This window comes from Bradyrhizobium sp. (assembly GCF_035309285.1).
Taxonomy (GTDB): domain Bacteria; phylum Pseudomonadota; class Alphaproteobacteria; order Rhizobiales; family Xanthobacteraceae; genus Bradyrhizobium.
Genome location: NZ_DATGFH010000071.1, coordinates 1 through 17,477, shown reverse-complemented (window position 1 = coordinate 17,477; position 17,477 = coordinate 1). Strand labels below are relative to the sequence as shown.

18 protein-coding genes are annotated in these 17,477 nt (G+C 64.1%); 8 read left to right on the top strand and 10 right to left on the bottom strand.

All coding sequences use genetic code 11. The features are described 5' to 3' along the window. Positions 1-706, bottom strand: a 706-nt coding sequence (locus VKR55_RS13665; protein ID WP_324404061.1) for a polyprenyl synthetase family protein, incomplete at its 3' end; no start/stop codon positions are given. Positions 707-884: 178 nt separating this feature from the next. On the opposite strand from VKR55_RS13665, the gene VKR55_RS13660 reads away from it, so the two are divergent. Next, the gene (locus tag VKR55_RS13660) at positions 885-1,556 is read left to right on the top strand and encodes a transglycosylase domain-containing protein (RefSeq protein ID WP_324404059.1); all 672 of its coding nucleotides are present in this window, start codon (positions 885-887) and stop codon (positions 1,554-1,556) included. 30 nt (positions 1,557-1,586) lie between these two features. On the opposite strand, the gene VKR55_RS13655 is transcribed toward VKR55_RS13660, so the two are convergent. Further along, positions 1,587-2,156, bottom strand: a complete 570-nt coding sequence (locus tag VKR55_RS13655) for a hypothetical protein (protein WP_324404057.1) — start codon at positions 2,154-2,156, stop codon at positions 1,587-1,589. A 275-nt stretch (positions 2,157-2,431) separates the two neighbouring features. Here VKR55_RS13655 and rpmF point away from each other — a divergent pair, with 275 nt between their 5' ends. Both rpmF and VKR55_RS13645 read left to right on the top strand, forming a co-directional pair. Next, positions 2,432-2,617, top strand: coding sequence for a 50S ribosomal protein L32 (gene rpmF / locus VKR55_RS13650; RefSeq protein WP_291612577.1), 186 nt, complete (start codon positions 2,432-2,434; stop codon positions 2,615-2,617). Between the two features lie 246 nt (positions 2,618-2,863). Further along, positions 2,864-3,481 (top strand): hypothetical protein, encoded by a 618-nt coding sequence (locus VKR55_RS13645; protein ID WP_324404053.1) that lies wholly within the window; start codon positions 2,864-2,866, stop codon positions 3,479-3,481. A 6-nt stretch (positions 3,482-3,487) separates the two neighbouring features. On the opposite strand, the gene VKR55_RS13640 is transcribed toward VKR55_RS13645, so the two are convergent. Beyond that, positions 3,488-3,769 (bottom strand): hypothetical protein, encoded by a 282-nt coding sequence (locus VKR55_RS13640; protein WP_324404051.1) that lies wholly within the window; start codon positions 3,767-3,769, stop codon positions 3,488-3,490. A 160-nt stretch (positions 3,770-3,929) separates the two neighbouring features. Here VKR55_RS13640 and VKR55_RS13635 point away from each other — a divergent pair, with 160 nt between their 5' ends. Beyond that, on the top strand, positions 3,930-5,663 hold the full coding sequence (locus VKR55_RS13635) for a putative bifunctional diguanylate cyclase/phosphodiesterase (RefSeq protein ID WP_324404049.1): 1,734 nt from the start codon (positions 3,930-3,932) through the stop codon (positions 5,661-5,663). A gap of 82 nt (positions 5,664-5,745) precedes the next feature. Here the strand turns inward: VKR55_RS13635 and phaR are convergent, their stop codons facing one another. Then, positions 5,746-6,327, bottom strand: coding sequence for a polyhydroxyalkanoate synthesis repressor PhaR (gene phaR, locus VKR55_RS13630; RefSeq protein WP_324404047.1), 582 nt, complete (start codon positions 6,325-6,327; stop codon positions 5,746-5,748). Positions 6,328-6,755: 428 nt separating this feature from the next. Between phaR and VKR55_RS13625 the strand changes: the two genes are divergently transcribed. The 3 genes from VKR55_RS13625 to yddG all read left to right on the top strand — a co-directional run bounded on the left by VKR55_RS13625 (position 6,756) and on the right by yddG (position 9,868). Next, positions 6,756-7,934 (top strand): acetyl-CoA C-acetyltransferase, encoded by a 1,179-nt coding sequence (locus tag VKR55_RS13625; RefSeq protein ID WP_324404045.1) that lies wholly within the window; start codon positions 6,756-6,758, stop codon positions 7,932-7,934. A 220-nt stretch (positions 7,935-8,154) separates the two neighbouring features. Beyond that, positions 8,155-8,880 (top strand): acetoacetyl-CoA reductase, encoded by a 726-nt coding sequence (gene phbB, locus VKR55_RS13620; RefSeq protein WP_324404043.1) that lies wholly within the window; start codon positions 8,155-8,157, stop codon positions 8,878-8,880. A gap of 121 nt (positions 8,881-9,001) precedes the next feature. After that, the gene (yddG, locus tag VKR55_RS13615; protein WP_324404041.1) at positions 9,002-9,868 is read left to right on the top strand and encodes an aromatic amino acid exporter YddG; all 867 of its coding nucleotides are present in this window, start codon (positions 9,002-9,004) and stop codon (positions 9,866-9,868) included. Here yddG and VKR55_RS13610 read toward each other — a convergent pair. Beyond that, complete coding sequence (locus tag VKR55_RS13610; RefSeq protein ID WP_324404039.1) at positions 9,865-10,296, bottom strand: cupin domain-containing protein; 432 nt, start codon at positions 10,294-10,296, stop codon at positions 9,865-9,867. The genes yddG and VKR55_RS13610 overlap by 4 nt on opposite strands. Further along, positions 10,296-11,063: a hydroxyacylglutathione hydrolase gene (gene gloB, locus VKR55_RS13605; protein WP_324404037.1), complete on the bottom strand. Its 768-nt coding sequence runs from the start codon at positions 11,061-11,063 to the stop codon at positions 10,296-10,298. The genes VKR55_RS13610 and gloB overlap by 1 nt, the downstream gene beginning before the upstream one ends. Positions 11,064-11,194: 131 nt before the next feature. Between gloB and VKR55_RS13600 the strand changes: the two genes are divergently transcribed. Next, a complete protein-coding gene (locus tag VKR55_RS13600; RefSeq protein ID WP_324404035.1) occupies positions 11,195-11,929 on the top strand; it encodes a methyltransferase domain-containing protein in 735 nt (244 codons plus the stop codon). Between the two features lie 134 nt (positions 11,930-12,063). Here the strand turns inward: VKR55_RS13600 and VKR55_RS13595 are convergent, their stop codons facing one another. The 4 genes from VKR55_RS13595 to ptsP form a co-directional block, all read right to left on the bottom strand. Then, positions 12,064-12,816 (bottom strand): DUF4167 domain-containing protein, encoded by a 753-nt coding sequence (locus VKR55_RS13595; RefSeq protein WP_324404033.1) that lies wholly within the window; start codon positions 12,814-12,816, stop codon positions 12,064-12,066. A gap of 444 nt (positions 12,817-13,260) precedes the next feature. Continuing rightward, the gene (gene prmC / locus VKR55_RS13590; protein ID WP_324404031.1) at positions 13,261-14,145 is read right to left on the bottom strand and encodes a peptide chain release factor N(5)-glutamine methyltransferase; all 885 of its coding nucleotides are present in this window, start codon (positions 14,143-14,145) and stop codon (positions 13,261-13,263) included. Further along, positions 14,142-15,227: a peptide chain release factor 1 gene (prfA, locus tag VKR55_RS13585; protein WP_324404029.1), complete on the bottom strand. Its 1,086-nt coding sequence runs from the start codon at positions 15,225-15,227 to the stop codon at positions 14,142-14,144. The genes prmC and prfA overlap by 4 nt, the downstream gene beginning before the upstream one ends. 55 nt (positions 15,228-15,282) lie before the next feature. Beyond that, on the bottom strand, positions 15,283-17,477 hold a 2,195-nt coding region (ptsP, locus tag VKR55_RS13580), incomplete at its 5' end, for a phosphoenolpyruvate--protein phosphotransferase (RefSeq protein ID WP_324404027.1).

Sequence of the window (17,477 nt, the reverse complement as noted above, 5' to 3'; positions counted from 1 at the left end):
CGAGCAGGTCATCGGCGATTTGAAAGGCTTCGCCGAGCGCGCGGCCGTAGGTATCGAGCGCCTTGTAGCCGTCGGCCGACTGGCCCATCAGCGCGCCGGCGATACAGCCGAACCATAAAAGCGCGCCGGTCTTCATCTGCTGCAGGATTGCGACGTCGGGCGGCGTCTTGTCGCCGAAGCGGCCTTCGCCGGCAAGATCGAGCATCTGGCCGCCGGCCATGCCGCCGATGCCGGCGGCGCGCGCCAGCGCCCGCGTCAGTTTCAGCCGCACGGTGGCGTCGCGATGGATCTCATCGCGGGTGATGATGTCGAACGCGATGGTCAACAGCGCGTCGCCGGCGAGGATTGCGGTCGCGTCGTCGAACGCCTTGTGGGCCGTCGGACGGCCGCGGCGCAGGTCGGAGTTATCCATCGACGGCAGATCGTCATGGATCAGCGAATAGCAGTGGATGCATTCGAGCGCGGCGCCCGCGAATAGGGCGGCCTCGCGCGGAACGCCGAACACCGCCGCGCTCTCGACCACCAGGAAGGGCCGCAATCGCTTACCCCCGTTAAGACTCGAATAGCGCATGGCGTCCATCAGCCGCTTCGGGCGCACGATCTCGTCAGGCTCGGGCTTGTCCGACAACAGCTTGTCGAGCAGGGCTTCGGTTTCCTCTGCGGTCTTGTCCAGACGCTTGGCAAAATCGAGGGCAGTACCGGTCATTCAATCGGGCTCCAAAGTCAAAATCGGGGCGGACAATCCTTTATGCGGGCGGCTTCGTCAATTGCGGGACGAGGCCGGCTAGGTCATAAAACCGCTTGAAAAGGGCAGGAACTGTGAGCGGGATAACAGCACTTTATGCCGTGTCCCCCGTTTAGCCGCTGAAAGCAGAAAGGCCGATTTGCGCGTCCTCAAAACCCTGGCCTTGATCCTCCTGGGCGCGCTCGTCATCCCCTATGTGCTGACGCCGTTTTACCGCACAGGTCATCCGGTCTCGACCTTGATGGTCTGGCGGCACTTGTCCGGCGCGCCGGTGTCGCGGCACTGGATCGATCTCAATGCGATGTCGCCTTATCTGCCCCGCTCTGTAGTGGCTGCGGAGGACGCGCATTTCTGCAAGCATCACGGCGTCGACTTGGGCGCGCTGCGCGAAGCGATGCGCGACGCCGAGGACGGAGAGAGGATGCGCGGTGCCTCCACCATCACCCAACAGGTCGCGAAAAACCTCTTCCTGTGGCAGGGCCCGAGCGTGATCCGCAAGGCGCTGGAATTCCCGCTCGCGCTCTGGATCGACATGGTGCTGCCGAAGCAGCGGATTCTGGAAATCTATCTGAACATCGCCGAGCTCGGCCCAAGCGGTCAGTTCGGCGCCGAGACCGCCTCGGCCTTTGCGTTCGGCCATTCTGCGGCGATGCTGTCGCCACGGGAGGCGGCGCTATTGGCCTCGATCCTGCCGAATCCGCGTCTGCGCAGCGCCCGTACCCCTGGCCCCGGCGTGCGGCGGCTGGCGGGCACCTATATGGCGCGGGCGCAGGTCGTCTCGACCTGCTGGCGCGACAATCGTGCGTTCTAAGTGAAGTGGATTTGTGCGCCGCGACCGGCGTTATTTCTTCTTCTTGATTGCAGCACTCAAATCAGAGCCGGAATGGTCCGCGGGCTTCTGTGAAGCCGCCGCCTGCTCGGCGCTGAACTCATTGACGACAAGGCCCGGTCCCCTCTGGGCGGAATATACGAGACTCGCATAGAGCGTCAGCTTGCCGCCTGGCCGCACCTCCCTGGCGAGGCCATCGGCCAGCACATCCTGAATGAAGATCAGATACGTCCTGCCTTTCGCCGATTTGACCTTGATGCAGTGGCTGACGGGTGTGGAGGCGACCACATCTTTTGCGATCCCGGCTGTCCTCATCGCCCATTTCGCGACCTTGGTTGAGCAGGTTGCGGCTTGCGAAACCAGCGTGACGTCGAGCCGGACGCTTTGCGCCGGAAGGACATCGACGCCTATTCCCAGCGCCGGCTTGCGCACCGCAAGGGCATCGAGGTCGGCTGCTTGATAGCGGTCGTAGTCGAACGCCTTGGCCGGGCTGACCGCAAACAGGATCAGCAGCAGAGCGCCCATGGCGGAGAGCCGGTCAACGCCGCGCAGCATCCGGAAAAACCCAATCGCTCCGAGCATCGGCAGCCCCCTCATTCAATTTGCAATTGCGGCTGCTCCCATAGCAAACGGTCACGTTTTGTTCCAATGGAATTTGGTTGGAACGTTGCAAAAAAATGAGCGGGGCAGTCCGCAAGACGACGCGATTTTCGCATGCCATCGCCCTAGCATTACTGCGAACCATCCTCTATAAGCGCGGCCTTGATCGGCATCCGGCCCGGCCGTTTTTGCGCGGCCCCTGGACCGTCCGCTGCTTGAGCGGCGATGCCCCCGAAACACCCCTAGAGGACACCGACATGGCCGTTCCCAGACGAAAAACTTCGCCCTCGCGGCGTGGCATGCGCCGCTCGGCGGATGCGCTGAAGAAGCCCACCTATGTCGAGGACAAGGACTCCGGCGAGCTGCGCCGTCCGCACCACCTCGACCTCAAGACCGGCATGTACAAGGGCCGGCAGGTGTTGAAGCCGAAGAAGGAAGCCTGATCGCGGCAGGCAGGTGCTCTTGTTGGCGCGTGATCCCTCGGGTCAAGCCCGAGGGCAGGCTTTTCGGAGAGCCGCTGCACACCCCGCATCAGGTGCGGGGCAGGCTTTTCCGGATCATGCGCTGGCCGCCTGCCTGAATTTGGCCAACGAGTGAGATCAGGGACTTCAGGAGCACGAAGCCAACGTGTATCACGGATAGTCCTGGCGAAACGCGCCAATCTCTTCTTTTCAGATGAGGCCTCGCCGATGATCGCTTTTCCGCTGCTGTTGATTCCGCTTGCGGTCTACAACATCGTGGCCTGGCTGATGCCCGGCGTGCCGCTGACTGATCCGCTGATCAGGCTGATGCTGGTTTCGGGTGTGGAATGGCGGATCACGCTGAGCGATATTTTGCTCGCGCTCGGCGTGCTGTTGCTCCTGCTCGAGATCGTCAAGGGCGCGCGGCCGGGTTCGAAATACCTCACCGACCATCTGCTGTCGCTGATCGTGTTTGGCGGCTCGGCGGCCGAATTCGTGATGCTGCAGAAATTCGGCACCTCGACCTTCTTCCTGTTGTCGCTGATGGCGATGGTCGATTTCTTTGGCGGGATCGCGCTGAGCGCGCGCCGGCCGGCCGCGGTGTCCGCTTCGCGGAGGGGCCGCAGAGAGGTCGAAGCTCCCGTAAGAGAGCCGCAGGTCGAGCCGGCAAACCCCGCGCCTGCGCCATCTGCGTCGCCAGCGGCCGGCGTTGCCGACTCTGTGCTGCAGGATCATCCGACCCCGAAAGCGACAGCCAACGCGGGCGAGCCGTCGCCCACGATTCCCTCGCCGGAATTGCAGCCGGGTGCGGGCCAGTCAGCCTCGCCCGACGCGCCGCCGCGCTGATTTCCCCTAGGCCATCTGCCGCGTCGAGGCGGGCGCATCCTTGATCCGGTGCTCGAACGCCTGATAAGCGGTCAGGGCATCGGCAGGCGCTGCGCGCCGCAAATTGCGGGTTTGCGGAAGCTGTTCGGCGGTCGCAATCAATTGCGTGACGAAGTTCGCGTCAGGCCGTGGCACGGCGAATCTGGGTGCCCGATAGACCGTCGCGGTGACCGGGACCAGAGCAGCGCCGGGCGCTTCGACTTCCTCGAAGATGCCGTCTTCCACTTTCGCCTGGTAAACGCTGGACATTGCAAACCGTCACAATCTGGGACACCTGGTCCCGCCACGGTTTGACCTCCGCAATAACTATGCCGCCTCGGCCGCGCTTGTTAGGGACGAACTAAAAACGTGGTTTCCAGAATATTTATGAACTTCGTTTAGGGATTTCGGCCAAACAGGCCTTATCTTGATGGTGGGAATCACTTCCGCCGTGTCCCGAAACGAGGCGACCGTGACAGCTCTTCCAGAGACCTCGACCATCCTGGCATCGCTGGGCCAGGCCGCCTTCGCCTGGGACATCGCCAGCGACGCGATCACCTGGAGCGAGCGCGTTGACGCGGTCTTCCCCGACATCCCGCCGGAAGCGCTCTCCAGCGGAGCGGCATTTGCCCGACTGATCGAGCCCAAGGGCTCGATCCGCGCCGAGGCGCTGATGTTGTCGCAGCCGGCTCGTGGCGGCGACGGCACGCCCTACAAAATCGAATATGGCGTGCGGATGACGACGTCCGCGCCGGTCATATGGATCGAGGAGACCGGCTCCTGGTTCGCGGGCACGGACGGCAAGCCTGTGCGCGCGCAAGGCGTCGTCCGCGTCAACAATGAGCGCCACGCCCGTGACGAGCAGCTCATCAGGCTGTCGCGCCATGACCCCCTGACCGGCGAGCTCAACCGCACCCATCTGATCGCGTCGCTCGCCGAAGCGATCGAGGAAACCCTGCGCTTCCGCACCACCTGCGCCTTCCTCCTGATCGGCATCGATCATCTGTCGCGGGTCAACGATGCCTTCGGCTTCGACGTGGCGGACGCCGTGATCAACGAGATCGCGCAGCGCCTCCGCGTGCGTCTGCGCGGCGGCGACGTCCTCGGCCGCTTCTCCGGCAACAAGTTCGGCCTGATCCTGAGGAACTGCACCATCGACGACATGAATGTTGCCGCCGAGCGCTTTCTCGCCAGCGTGCGCGACGAGGTGGTGCCCACGCGCTCGGGCCCGGTTTCTGTCACCGCCTCGATCGGAGGCGTCGCCGTGCCGCGCTATGCGCGCTCGGCCGATGACGCGATCAACCGTGCGCAGGAAACGCTCGATGCCGCCAAGCGCCGCCGCGCCGGCTCGTTCCTTGCCTGGAAGCCCAATGTCGAGCGCGACGCCCAGCGCCGGGTCAATATCCGCGTGACCGACGAGATCGTCACCGCGCTCAATGAGCGCCGCATCGTGATGGCTTATGAGCCCGTCGTCGCCACCGCCTCGCGCGAAAATGCCTTCTACGAATGCCTGGTGCGGATGGAGCAGGATGACGGCCGCGTGCTGCTCGCGCCCGACATCGTGCCTGTCGCCGAGCGTCTCGGCTTGATCCGGCTTGTCGACCACCGCGTGCTCGAGCTTGTCGTCGCCGAGCTCGCGGCCGCACCTGGTGTCCAGCTCAGCCTCAATATTTCGCCGGACACGACGATGGATTCGGACTGGTGGGCCTCGATCGAATCGTTGATGCGTGCCCATCCCGGCGTCGCCGAGCGGCTGATCGTCGAGATCACCGAGACGGTGGCGATCCAGGATATTGACGATCTGAGAGGTTTCGTGACGCGGCTGAAGAATCTGGGCAGCCGGATCGCGATCGACGATTTTGGGGCCGGCTACACCTCGTTCCGAAACTTGCGCAAGCTCGGCGTGGATATCGTCAAGATCGACGGCGCTTTCGTGCAGAACATCGCGCATTCGGCGGACGATCGCGCCTTTGTGCAGACGCTGATCGATCTGGCGCGCCGGCTGAACATCAAGACGGTCGCTGAATGGGTGCAGGACGAGCCGTCGGCGGCGATGCTGCGCGATTGGGGCTGTGATTACATCCAGGGCCGGCTGATCGGGCTCGCATCCGCCGAGCGCCGCTGGGCGGTGGGTGACGCAAACGCGCTGCCGGCGATTGGGTAGGCCCTGCGCGTTTTACTCAGTCGTCATGCCCGGGCTCGTCCAGGCTCGTCCCGGTCATGACGAGAAACAAACAGCAGAAAGCCTACTCTTCCTTCTTCGGCTCTTTCGACATGCGCTCGAGCCGGTCCTGCATGTCCTTCATCTGCCGACGCAGATCGTCGATATTGTCCCCTTCCGGCGGGGCCGGGGCCTTGTCGGCGTCGGCGCTGCGCGGAGCGAACGGCTTGAACATCGAGAAGGTCTGCTGGAACAGCTCCATGTTGCGGCGGACATGCTCCTCGAGCGGCGCAAACGGCGTGCCCGAGAACGTGTCGGCAAGCTGCTTGCGGAACTTTTCCTGCTCGCGCGTCAACGTCTCGATCGACTGCTCGAGATATTTCGGCACCACCATCTGCATGCTGTCGCCATAGAAGCGGATGAGCTGGCGCAGGAAAGTGGTCGGCAGCAGGTTCTGTCCCGCCTTGTTCTCCTGCTCGAAGATGATCTGCGCGAGCACCGAGCGGGTGATATCGTCGCCGGTCTTGGCGTCGTAGACGAGGAAATCCTCGCCCTCTTTCACCATCGCAGCCAGATCCTCCAGCGTCACGTAGGTGCTGGTGCCGGTATTATAGAGCCTCCGATTTGCGTATTTCTTGATGGTGGTGGGTTGTTCAGATTTGGCCATGGGGCTCACTCGTGAGAGACCGAGGACAGGAAACCCGACGGCGTTGCCGCAGGGCAGTGCGCTACGCATCCGCAACAAACTAAGCATTTTCAAAGGGGTTCGGCTACCGTTTTGTGCACCACGGTTAATTCCAGGGCACTATTTTTATTGCGCAGCATTTTTGCGAAGCGGGTGCGAAGGGCCTGCCCGCTGATGGCCGCTCAAGCCCGCTTCGAAGCCCGGCGTCTGGGTATGCTCCGAACCATCGCGTCGCGTAGTGTCCAAGCGACAACGCGCGAGTGTGCCGAAGGGAATACCCAGCTTGCATAATTATGCCGCAGCGCCGTTGACATGCCTCAACGACGTTAACAGGATAATGGGGAGACTGGCCCCGCCCCTCTGGCGCCCGCCTGATATCTTCAAGAACCTCAAGCCTTAAGGAGATGCCTATGTCAGACGATGTCGTCATCGTCGCCGCCGCCCGCACCCCGGTCGGAAGTTTCAACGGTGCCTTTGCCACTATGCCGGCCCACGATCTCGGCGCCATCGCCATCAAGGCCGCGCTGGAGCGCGCCGGCGTCGAGCCGGGCCGCGTGTCCGAAGTCATCATGGGCCAGATCCTGACCGCGGCGCAGGGCCAGAACCCGGCTCGCCAGGCTTCGATCTCGGCCGGCATTCCCGTGGAGAGCCCGGCCTGGGGCGTCAACCAGCTCTGCGGTTCCGGCCTGCGCTCCGTCGCGCTTGGATACCAGGCGCTGCTCAATGGTGATTCGGAGGTCGTCGTAGCCGGCGGCCAGGAGTCGATGAGCATGGCCCCGCACGCCCAGCATCTGCGCGGCGGCGTCAAGATGGGCTCGCTCGACCTCGTCGACACCATGATCAAGGACGGCCTGTGGGATGCCTTCAACGGCTACCACATGGGCAACACCGCCGAGAACGTCGCCAGGCAGTACCAGATCACCCGCGCGCAGCAGGACGAGTTCGCGGTTGCCTCCCAGCAGAAGGCCGAGGCCGCGCAGAAGGCCGGCCGATTCAAGGACGAGATCGTCCCGGTCACCATCAAGACCCGCAAGGGCGATATCATCGTCGCCGACGACGAATATCCGCGTCATGGCGCAACGCTGGATGCGATGGCGAAGCTGAAGCCCGCCTTCGAGAAGGACGGCACCGTGACTGCGGGCAGCGCGTCGGGCATCAATGACGGCGCGGCCGCGGTGGTGCTGATGACCGCCAAGCAGGCGGCCAAGGAAGGCAGGAAGCCGCTCGCGCGCATCGTGTCCTGGGGCCAGGCCGGCGTCGATCCCAAGATCATGGGCACCGGCCCGATCCCGGCGTCGCGCACCGCGCTGAAGAGGGCGGGCTGGAACGTCGGTGACCTCGACCTGATCGAAGCCAACGAGGCCTTTGCCGCGCAGGCCTGCGCCGTGAACAAGGACCTCGGCTGGGATACCGCCAAGGTCAACGTCAATGGCGGCGCGATCGCGATCGGTCACCCGATCGGCGCGTCCGGCGCACGTGTGCTGGTGACGCTGCTGCATGAAATGCAGAAGCGCGATTCCAAGAAGGGCCTTGCCACGCTCTGTATCGGCGGCGGCATGGGCATCGCGATGTGCGTAGCACGAGACTAAAATGCTGTGCGGCGCGCGATTGGCGTCCGCGCCGCACGCGATGAAAATGTAGGCGCGTCGAGAACAGATTTTCCTCTTCGCAACTGCACAGCACTGACATAAGAGAAAGCGCCCGGAATCATCTTCCGGGCGTTTTTTCTTGATGTTGTCCAAACCGCTCGCATAATCGAGAGTTACAAGAAGAAACTGCGTTCAGAAATTTCCAAGGGAAGGACACGACATGGCACGCGTTGCATTGGTGACGGGCGGAACACGAGGGATTGGCGCCGCGATCAGCAAGGCGCTCAAGAACGCAGGCTACAAGGTCGCGGCGAGCTATGCCGGCAATGATGCGGCGGCCGAGAAATTCAAGGCCGAGACCGGCGTTCCCGTCTACAAGTGGGACGTGGCCTCCTTCGAGGCCTGCGCCGACGGGATCAAGAAGGTCGAGGCCGAGCTCGGTCCGATCGAGGTGCTGGTCAACAATGCCGGTATCACGCGTGATACCGCCTTCCACAAGATGACGCTCGATCAATGGAACGCCGTGATCAACACCAATCTCGGCTCGCTGTTCAACATGACGCGTCACGTGATCGAGGGCATGCGCGCGCGCAAGTTCGGCCGAATCATCAACATCTCCTCGATCAACGGCCAGAAGGGGCAATTCGGCCAGGTCAATTATTCCGCGGCGAAGGCCGGTGACATCGGCTTCACCAAGGCGCTCGCGCTGGAGAATGCCAAGGGCGGCATTACCGTGAACGTGATCGCGCCGGGCTATATCAACACCGAGATGGTGCAGGCGGTGCCGAAAGAGATTCTGGAAAAGAACGTGATCACGCAGATCCCGGTAAACCGCCTCGGCGAGCCCGAGGAGATCGCGCGCGCGGTCCTGTTCCTCGCCGCCGACGATGCCGGCTTCATCACCGGCTCGACCTTGACGGTGAATGGCGGCCAGTATCACGCGTGATCGTCATTGCGAGCAGCGAAGCGACCGAAGCAATCCGGTTCTTGATTCGCAGCTTCTGGATTGCTTCGCGGAGCCTGGCATCGGGCCGCGCTTTGCGCGGACCCGTTGGCTCGCAATGACGATGTCCCCCCGCACCGCAACGCTGATCGGATTGACCGCGATCCTGATGTGGTCGCTGCTTGCGGTCATGACGGTCGCGACCGGAACCATCCCTGCCTTCCAGCTCGCCGCGATCACGTTCGCGATTGGTGCTGCGACCGGAGCACTCACCTGGATCGGGCGCGCGGACGCCGTGAAGGCGCTGCGCCAGCCGCTGATCGCCTGGGTCGTCGGCGTCGGCGGCTTGTTCGGCTATCACGCGCTCTATTTCCTCGCGCTGCGCTTTGCGCCGCCCGCCGAAGCGGGCCTGCTCAATTATCTGTGGCCGCTGTTGATCGTGTTGTTCTCCTCGTTCCTGCCGGGCGAGCGGCTGGCGGCACATCACATCATCGGCGCCGCGCTGGGGCTCGCCGGCACCGTGCTTTTGTTCGCCGGCGGCACCGGCCATTTTGCACGGGGGCAAATTCCGGGATTGGTCGCGGCCTTCATCGCAGCCTTTGTCTGGGCGACCTATTCGGTGCTGTCGCGCCGCCTGAAGTCGGTGCCGACGGGCGCGGTCGCCGGCTTCTGCGCGGTCACGGCACTGCTTGCGGCACTCATGCATGGCCTGGTCGAAACCACCGCGTGGCCCGAGACCGCGCTGCAATGGGCAGCCATCGTGGGGCTCGGCGTCGGCCCCGTCGGAGCCGCCTTCTATGCCTGGGACATCGGCATGAAACGTGGCGACATCCGCGTGCTGGGTGCGGCCTCCTATGCGACGCCGCTGCTTTCGACCTCGTTCCTGATCCTCGCCGGCTTCGCCAAGGCGAGCTCCAACATCGTGCTCGCCGCCATCCTGATTGCCGGCGGCGGCTTGATCGCGGCGAAGGACATTATGCTGAAGCGCTAGACCGCCGGCGCGAAATCCGGCTCCGCCATCTCGAAGCCCGCGAATTCGAATCCCGGCGCGACCGTGCAGCCGACCAGCGTCCAGTCGCCGGTGGTCTCGGCCGATTGCCAGGCATGCGCCGGCACGATCGCTTGCGGCCGCTGGCCTGCCGCGAGATCCGGCCCCAACGTGACGAAATGCGGCGCGCAGCCGTCATGGGCGATCTCCAGGGTGATGGGGCTGCCCGCATAGTAATGCCAGATCTCGACCGCATCGACCCTGTGCCAGTGCGAGCGGTCGCCGCGGGTGAGCAGGAAATAGATCGCGGTCGAATGCGCGCGGCCGTTGTCATCGACGCGCTTGTCGCGAAAGGTCTCGCGATAATACCCGCCTTCGGGATGCGGCCGTAATTCCAGGCGCGCAATGATCTCGGCTGCGGAGAGCGTCATCAGGATTTGTTCTTGCGTTCGCGGAGTTCACCGAAGACGTCGGAGGCGTTCGCGCCCTTCATGTGCAGCTTGACGGCCACCTGCGGGTCGTCGGCGCGGAGGAAGACATTGGCCTTCTTCTCCTCGCCCAGCAGCGAGGGGATGGTCGGCTTGTTGTCTGCGCGCAGCTTCGACACTTCCGCGGCGCGCGCCTGAAGAGCCGGATTGTCGCCATCGACGGTCAGCGCGAATTTGACGTTCGAGGCCGTGTATTCATGGCCGCAATAGAGCCTGAAATCGTCGGGCAGCGCGCGCAGCTTCAACAGCGATTCCCACATCATGGGGTGATTGCCCTCGAACACGCGGCCACAACCGATCGAGAATAGCGTGTCGGCGGCAAACAACGCCTTGTCGGCGTCGAACACGTAGGAGATGTGGTCGAGCGTGTGGCCGGGCGTCTCCAGCACGCGTGCCAGGAGATTGCCGACCTTGACGACGTCGCCATTGGCGACGCGCGAATCGACGTTGGCGATTTTGGTGGTCTTGTCATGTGGGCCGACGACGCGGCAGCCGTATTTCCGCTTGAGCTCGGCGACGCCGCCGACATGGTCGCCGTGATGATGGGTGATCAGGATGTCGGTGAGCGTCCAACCCTCGCGCTCCAGCGCCTTGACGATCGGTCCTGCTTCGGGCGCGTCGATCGACGCGGTCGCCTTCGTTGCCGGGTCATGAACGAGGTAGCCGAAATTATCGGACAGGCAGGTGAAGGTGCGGATTTCGGCAACCATGACGTCTCCAATTTTACCCAAGCGGGCCGCGAGCGTTCCCACAATCTTTTGCAGAGATATGGCCTTAACGGTAATCGGGCAATGCGATATTCGGCGCGACGCGCGCGAAGGGTACGTGTTAGATTAGTGTCATGAGTATCGATGTCATCGATCTCCGCGACTTCTACTCCCAGCGCCTCGGCATCGTTGCGCGGCAGTTGATCAACCGCGGCATCCGCCAACGCTGGCCCGGCGCCGATGGCCAGCGCGTGCTCGGCATCGGTTACCCGACGCCATATCTCGGGCTTTTTCGTGAAGATTCCGAGCGCTGCATCGCCTTCATGCCGGCGGCTCAGGGTGTCCTGAAATGGCCCACCGGGCGGCCGGCGCTGGCCGCGTTGGTCGACGAGTTTTCGCTGCCACTGCCGGAAGCCGCGGTCGACCGCATCCTTCTGGTGCATGCGCTGGAGATGTCCGACGATCCGGAAGGGCTGCTCCGCGAGGTGTGGCGGGTGCTGGCGCCGTCGGGGCGGATGATCGCTGTCATTCCGAACCGGCGCGGCGTGTGGACCCGCACCGACAAGACCCCGTTCGGCCACGGCCGGCCCTATTCGCGCTCGCAGATCACGCAACTGTTGCGGCAGACCTGGTTCACGCCGACCGCCTGGGGCGAAGCGCTGTTCGTGCCTCCAGTGGCGGCAGGCTGGTTCCTGCGCTCGGCGCTGGCCTGGGAGCGCGTCGGCGCCGCAGTGTCGCTTCCGGTCGCCGGCGTGCACATTGTCGAAGCCACCAAGCAGGTCTATCGCGCCATCCCTGCCAAGCGCGAACGCGTGCGCCTGATCCCGGCGTTGAAGCCGGCCCTGCTGCCGACGCCGACGAGGGGGTGATCGACGGAGTGTAGGGTGGGCAAAAGCGCGCCCTTCGCGCGCTGTGCCCACCATTTTCAGAAACTTTGAAAGAAAAAGGTGGGCACGCTTGCGCTTTGCCCACCCTACAATTCCACAACTTAAGGCTTCGCGCCTCAATCATTCCCCTGATTGAAATCCTCACCGGGCGCGGTCGCCGCCGGCTGCGTCATGCCTTCGGGGCGGTGGCCGCCGTGCGGACGGCGGCGACGGCGCGGGAAACGTTCGCCGCTGTTGTTGCCCTCGTAGCCGCCTTTGCTCTCATAGCCTTGGCCGCCATTGATCTGCGGTTGCGGACCGGTGATGAAGGAGGGCAGGCGATCGACGCCGCCATTGTCCGACATCGCCGGCTGCGATTGTGGCTGCGGCGCATATTGCGGCTGTGGGCGATGCTCGCGCGGTTGCTGCTGGTCGCGCTGATAGGGCTGCTGGTTGTCACGTTGGTGATCGCGCCCGCTGTTGTCGCGATTGTCGCGCATATAGGGCTGCTGCTGCGCCGGAACGAAACCAGGCTCCTGGCCGAAGCTCGAATAATTGTCGCCTTCGTCGTCGCCGTCCTCGCTGCTCGCGACCTCGTCGGGGCGCGGCTGTGGCTGATTCTGGCGGAACTGCTCCTGGGCGGCGGCGATCAGGCGGAAATAGTGCTCGGCATGCTGATAGTAGTTTTCCGCCGCCACCGGGTCGCCGGACGAGCGCGCGTCGCGGGCGAGCTGCAGATATTTCTCGGCGATGTGAGAGGCCGTGCCGCGGATCTTGATGTCGGGTCCGTTCGATTCGAACACCCGGGTCATTGGATTTTGCCCGCGCCGGTTGTTGTTATTGTTGTTGTTCCGGTTGCGCATCCGCTTGTTGTTCTGACCGTTTCTCATGTCCTGCCTTTATTCCAGCCCTGAGTAAGACCATTGACGCTAGCAACTAGCCGCGCTCGACCGGTCGCGCGCAATCAACGCGCCACACCGCGATGCAGCTCAAAACCATGCCGATTTCGTTGACCGTCGCGTTCAGCAAAGACGCGTTCCCCACCCGCCGGCATTCTTCACCGGCGAACCCTTCATTTAGCCTGCCAAAACAAGCCCAGTTCTCTTGCGTAAGTGTTCAAGCGCAACAGGCTTTCGTTCGCTTCTGCGGTCGCGAGTGGCGCGGCGCTCAATTGGCTTCCGCGCTCGACTGGACCTGCGTTTGGAACCATTAACCGGCGCGGCTCTCGCTTGAGAAGTAAGGCTTTTCACCCGTAGCGCCTACGGGGCCTGCGCCGATGTTGTATCCGGAACGTAGTCGTTCCCGGACAATATTCCAAGAGGTTTTTTCCGCCTTTATCTGGGCATTTTAAGCCCCGCAATCGCCCGGGGAATGCCCGCCAGGTCAGCTTTAGCGGGGCTCTGGACGACTAATCCCGCCGCCGCCATCAAAGCTTCGATGGGGCCGTTTTGGCCCTGTCCGCCCTCCACAACCAGGGCGGCGCCAGGAGCGAGCCGGGCAGCCGCCTGTGGGATCAGAGCGCGATAGGCATCAAGCCCGTCTGCACCGCCATCCAGCGCCCTGTGCGGGTCGTGGTCGCGCACCTCGACGGCGAGACCGGCAATATCCGCAGAGCGGATATAGGGCGGATTGGAAATCATCAGATCGAAGGGACCGGAGAGTGCTGCGGCGTAGTCGGTAGCGACAAAGGCTGCGCGCGCGGCGAGCCCGAGATCGGTCGCGTTGCGCCGCGCGGTCGCGAGCGCTTCCTCGCTGATATCGGTGCCGACGCCAAAGGCATCGGGCAGCTCGGAGAGCAGCGCGAGCAGGATTGCGCCGGTGCCGGTCCCGATGTCGGCGATTCGCATCGCCGGTCTCGGCAAGGCGCGAATGATCTGAAGCGCCAGCTCAACCACGGTCTCGGTGTCCGGCCGCGGCACCAGCGTGGCGGCGGAGAGTTTCAGGGGCAGTCCCCAAAATTCCTTCGCTCCGACGATGCGCGCGACCGGCTCGCCGGAAAGCCGGCGGACCGCAAAATCCCACACTCGATCGACCTCCGTCCCGGTGAGGCCGCGCGCCGCGGAGGCGATCAACCCGGTCAGATCGAGGTCGAGCGCGGCACACATCAGCGTGCGCGCGTCGAGCTCGGCCGACTCGATGGCCGCAAGCTTGAAGCGCGCGGCGAGTGCGCGGCGCGCGTCCTCGATCCTTTGTCCGACGAAAGGGACGCGTGCGCTCACGCCGCCGCGCCCTGGGCGGCGAGCTGTGCTGCCTGATGCTCGGTGGTCAGCGCGTCGATCAATTCGCCAAGCGCCTCGCCCGAGATGACCTGCGGCAATTTGTAGAGCGTCAGATTGATGCGATGGTCGGTGACGCGGCCTTGCGGGAAATTATAGGTGCGGATGCGCTCGCTTCGATCGCCGGAGCCGACCTTCTCCTTGCGGTCGGCCGAGCGCGCCGCGTCCTGGCGCTGCCGCTCGGCGTCATAGATGCGCGAGCGCAGGATGTTCATGGCCGAGGCTCGGTTCTTGTGCTGCGAGCGGCTGTCCTGCATCATGACCACGATGCCGGTCGGGATATGGGTGATGCGGATCGCCGATTCCGTCTTGTTGACGTGCTGGCCGCCCGCGCCTTGCGCGCGCATGGTCTCGATGCGCAGATCCTCGTTCTTGATGTCGACGTCGACGTCTTCGACCTCGGGCAGCACGGCAACGGTGGCGGCGGACGTGTGAATGCGCCCCTGCGTCTCCGTGTCGGGCACGCGCTGCACCCGGTGCACGCCGGATTCGAACTTGAGTTTCGAGAAAGCGCCGCGGCCCTGCACCTCGGCGATGATTTCCTTGTAGCCGCCGACCGTGCCTTCGCTCGCCGAGATCACCTCGACCTTCCAGCCCTGCAGACCAGCGAAGCGCTCATACATCCGGAACAGATCGCCGGCGAACAGGGAAGCTTCGTCGCCGCCGGTGCCGGCGCGGATTTCCAGCACCACGTTACGGTCGTCCATGGCGTCTTTCGGCAGCAGCGCAAGGCGGATCTTCTGCTCGAGCTCGCCGCGGCGCGCTTGCAAGGTTGCCAGCTCCGCTTCCGCCATGCCGCGCATGTCGGCATCGGTTGCAGGATCGGCAATCAGCGCTTCGGCGTCGGTGAGCTCCCTGACCGTGGAACGATAGGCCTTTACCGCATCGATCAGCGGATTGAGCTCGGCGAGCTCGCGCGTGATCTGGACATATTTGTCGGAGGAAAGCTGGCCGAGAGTCTGTGCTTCCAGCGACGCATGATGCGCCAGGAGTACGTCCAGCTTGGTTTCGGGTAGCATCGACATCTGTCAGTCCAAAACAGCGAGATGGGGAGCGGGGAGGCGTTCGACAACGGCCTCGCTACAACGCCAGCCCCTCGGCTTGCGCAAACTCCGTGAGCTTCTGCCGGATCGAGACGCTGCCGGCCGGAGCGTCCAGGAGCGGCGTGATCATCGCCTCGGCCTTGCCGGCATCGAGATCGAGGATCAGGGCCTTCACCGGGCCATGCGCGGTCGCCGACAGCGACAGCGAACGATAGCCGATCGCGATCAACGCCAGCGCCTCGATCGGCTTGGACGCCATCTCGCCACACAGCGAGGCGTATTTATTCGCAGCATTTGCCTTTCGCACGACGTCGCGCAATGCGCGCAGGATCGGCGCCGACAGTGTGTCGAAGCGGTCGGACACCTTGGAATTACCGCGATCGACCGCGAACAGGAACTGGAACAGGTCATTGGAGCCGACTGAGACGAAGTCGACCCGCTTGAGCAGCTCGTCCATCTGGTAGAGCAGGGCGGGCACTTCCACCATGGTGCCGACGTCGATCCGCTCCGGTAGTGCATGGCCGTGCTGGCGCAGATACGTCAGCTCGCGCTCGACGATGGCCTTGGCGGCGTCGAACTCGGCGACATCCGAGATCATCGGGAACATGATGCGGAGCGCCCGGCCGCCGCCGGCCCGCAGCAGCGCGCGAATCTGGCCGCGCAACAGGCCCGGACGATCGAGCCCGAGTCGGATCGCCCTCCAGCCGAGCGCGGGATTTTCCTCGATGACCGTCTCCATATAGGGCAGCGCCTTGTCGCCGCCGATGTCGAGCGTGCGGAAGGTGACGGGTTTTGGCCCCGCGGCATCCAGCACCGTGCGGTAGAGCGCGAGCTGGTCGCTGGAGCGCGGCAGGCTCGGAGAGACCATGAATTGCAGCTCGGTGCGGAACAGGCCGATGCCGGAGCTGCCGGTGTCGTCGATATGCGGCAGGTCGATGGTCAAACCTGCGTTGATCATCAATTCGACCTTCTGCCCGTCCTTGGTGACGCAGGCCTTTTCGCGCAACGCGAGATACTGCGCCTGACGTCGCGCGCGAAAGCGGACGCGCTCGGCGTAGGCGGACTCGATCTCCTGCGAGGGGCGCACATAGATCTCGCCTGAAGTGCCGTCGACGATGATGGCGTCGCCGGGATCGGCGATACCCGGCGCGTTGGGCACTTCGCCGACCGCGGGGATGCCAAGCGCGCGCGCCACGATCGAGACGTGGGAATTGGCTGTGCCTTCCTCGAGCACCAGGCCGCGCAGGCGCTTGCGGTCATAATCGAGCAGCGCCGCTGGCCCCATCGCGCGCGCGATCAGGATTGCGTTATCGGGCAGATGTTCGCGCGCCGGCGCGTGATCCTGGCCGACGAGTTGCCGCATCAGGCGAAAGCCGAGATCTTCGAGATCGTGCAGGCGTTCGCGCAAATATGGGTCGGTCGAGCGCAGCATGCGCGCGCGGGTGTCCGATTGCACGCGCTCGACTGCAGCTTCGGCTGTGAGGCCGGTCGCGACCGCCTCATGCAGCTTATGCGACCAGCCCTGGTCGTTGGCGAACATCCGGTAGGCTTCCAGCACGTCGCGATGCTCGCCGCCTTCGGCGACGTCGCCGCGCTCGAGCATGCGGTCGAGGTCGGCGCGCAATTTGGTCAACGCCGCATCGAGGCGCTTGATCTCCTTCGGCAGGTCTTCGGCGATGTAATTGGTGATGACGACGCGCGGCTCGTGCAGCACGACATGGCCGAGCGCGATGCCGTCGGACAGGATCGCGCCGGTCTTGTGCAATGAATGCCGCGCGGCGGGCTCGGCGCCGGGCTGGGCCAGCGCCGACAATTCGCCCGAGGCGATCATTTCCGCCAGCACCATCGCGGTGGTCTGCAGCGCCTCGACCTCCTCCTCGACATAGGTGCGCTTGGCGCGGTTCTGCACCACCAAGACGCCGAGCGTGTTGCCCGCGCGCAGGATCGGAACCCCGAGGAACGAGTGGTAGATTTCTTCGCCGGTTTCCGGGCGGAACGAGAACGCCGGATGGCTCTGCGCATCGCTCAAATTGAGCGGCGTCGCCTCGCTTGCGACCAGACCGACGAGGCCCTCATGCGCGCTCAGGACGGTCCGGTGCACCGCATCGCGGTTGAGGCCCTCGGTGGCGTAAAGTTCGAGCGTGTTGTCGACGCGCAGCACATAGGTCGAGCAGACCTCGGCCACCATGTTGGCCGCGATCAGCACCACGATCTTGTCCAGGCGCTCCTGTG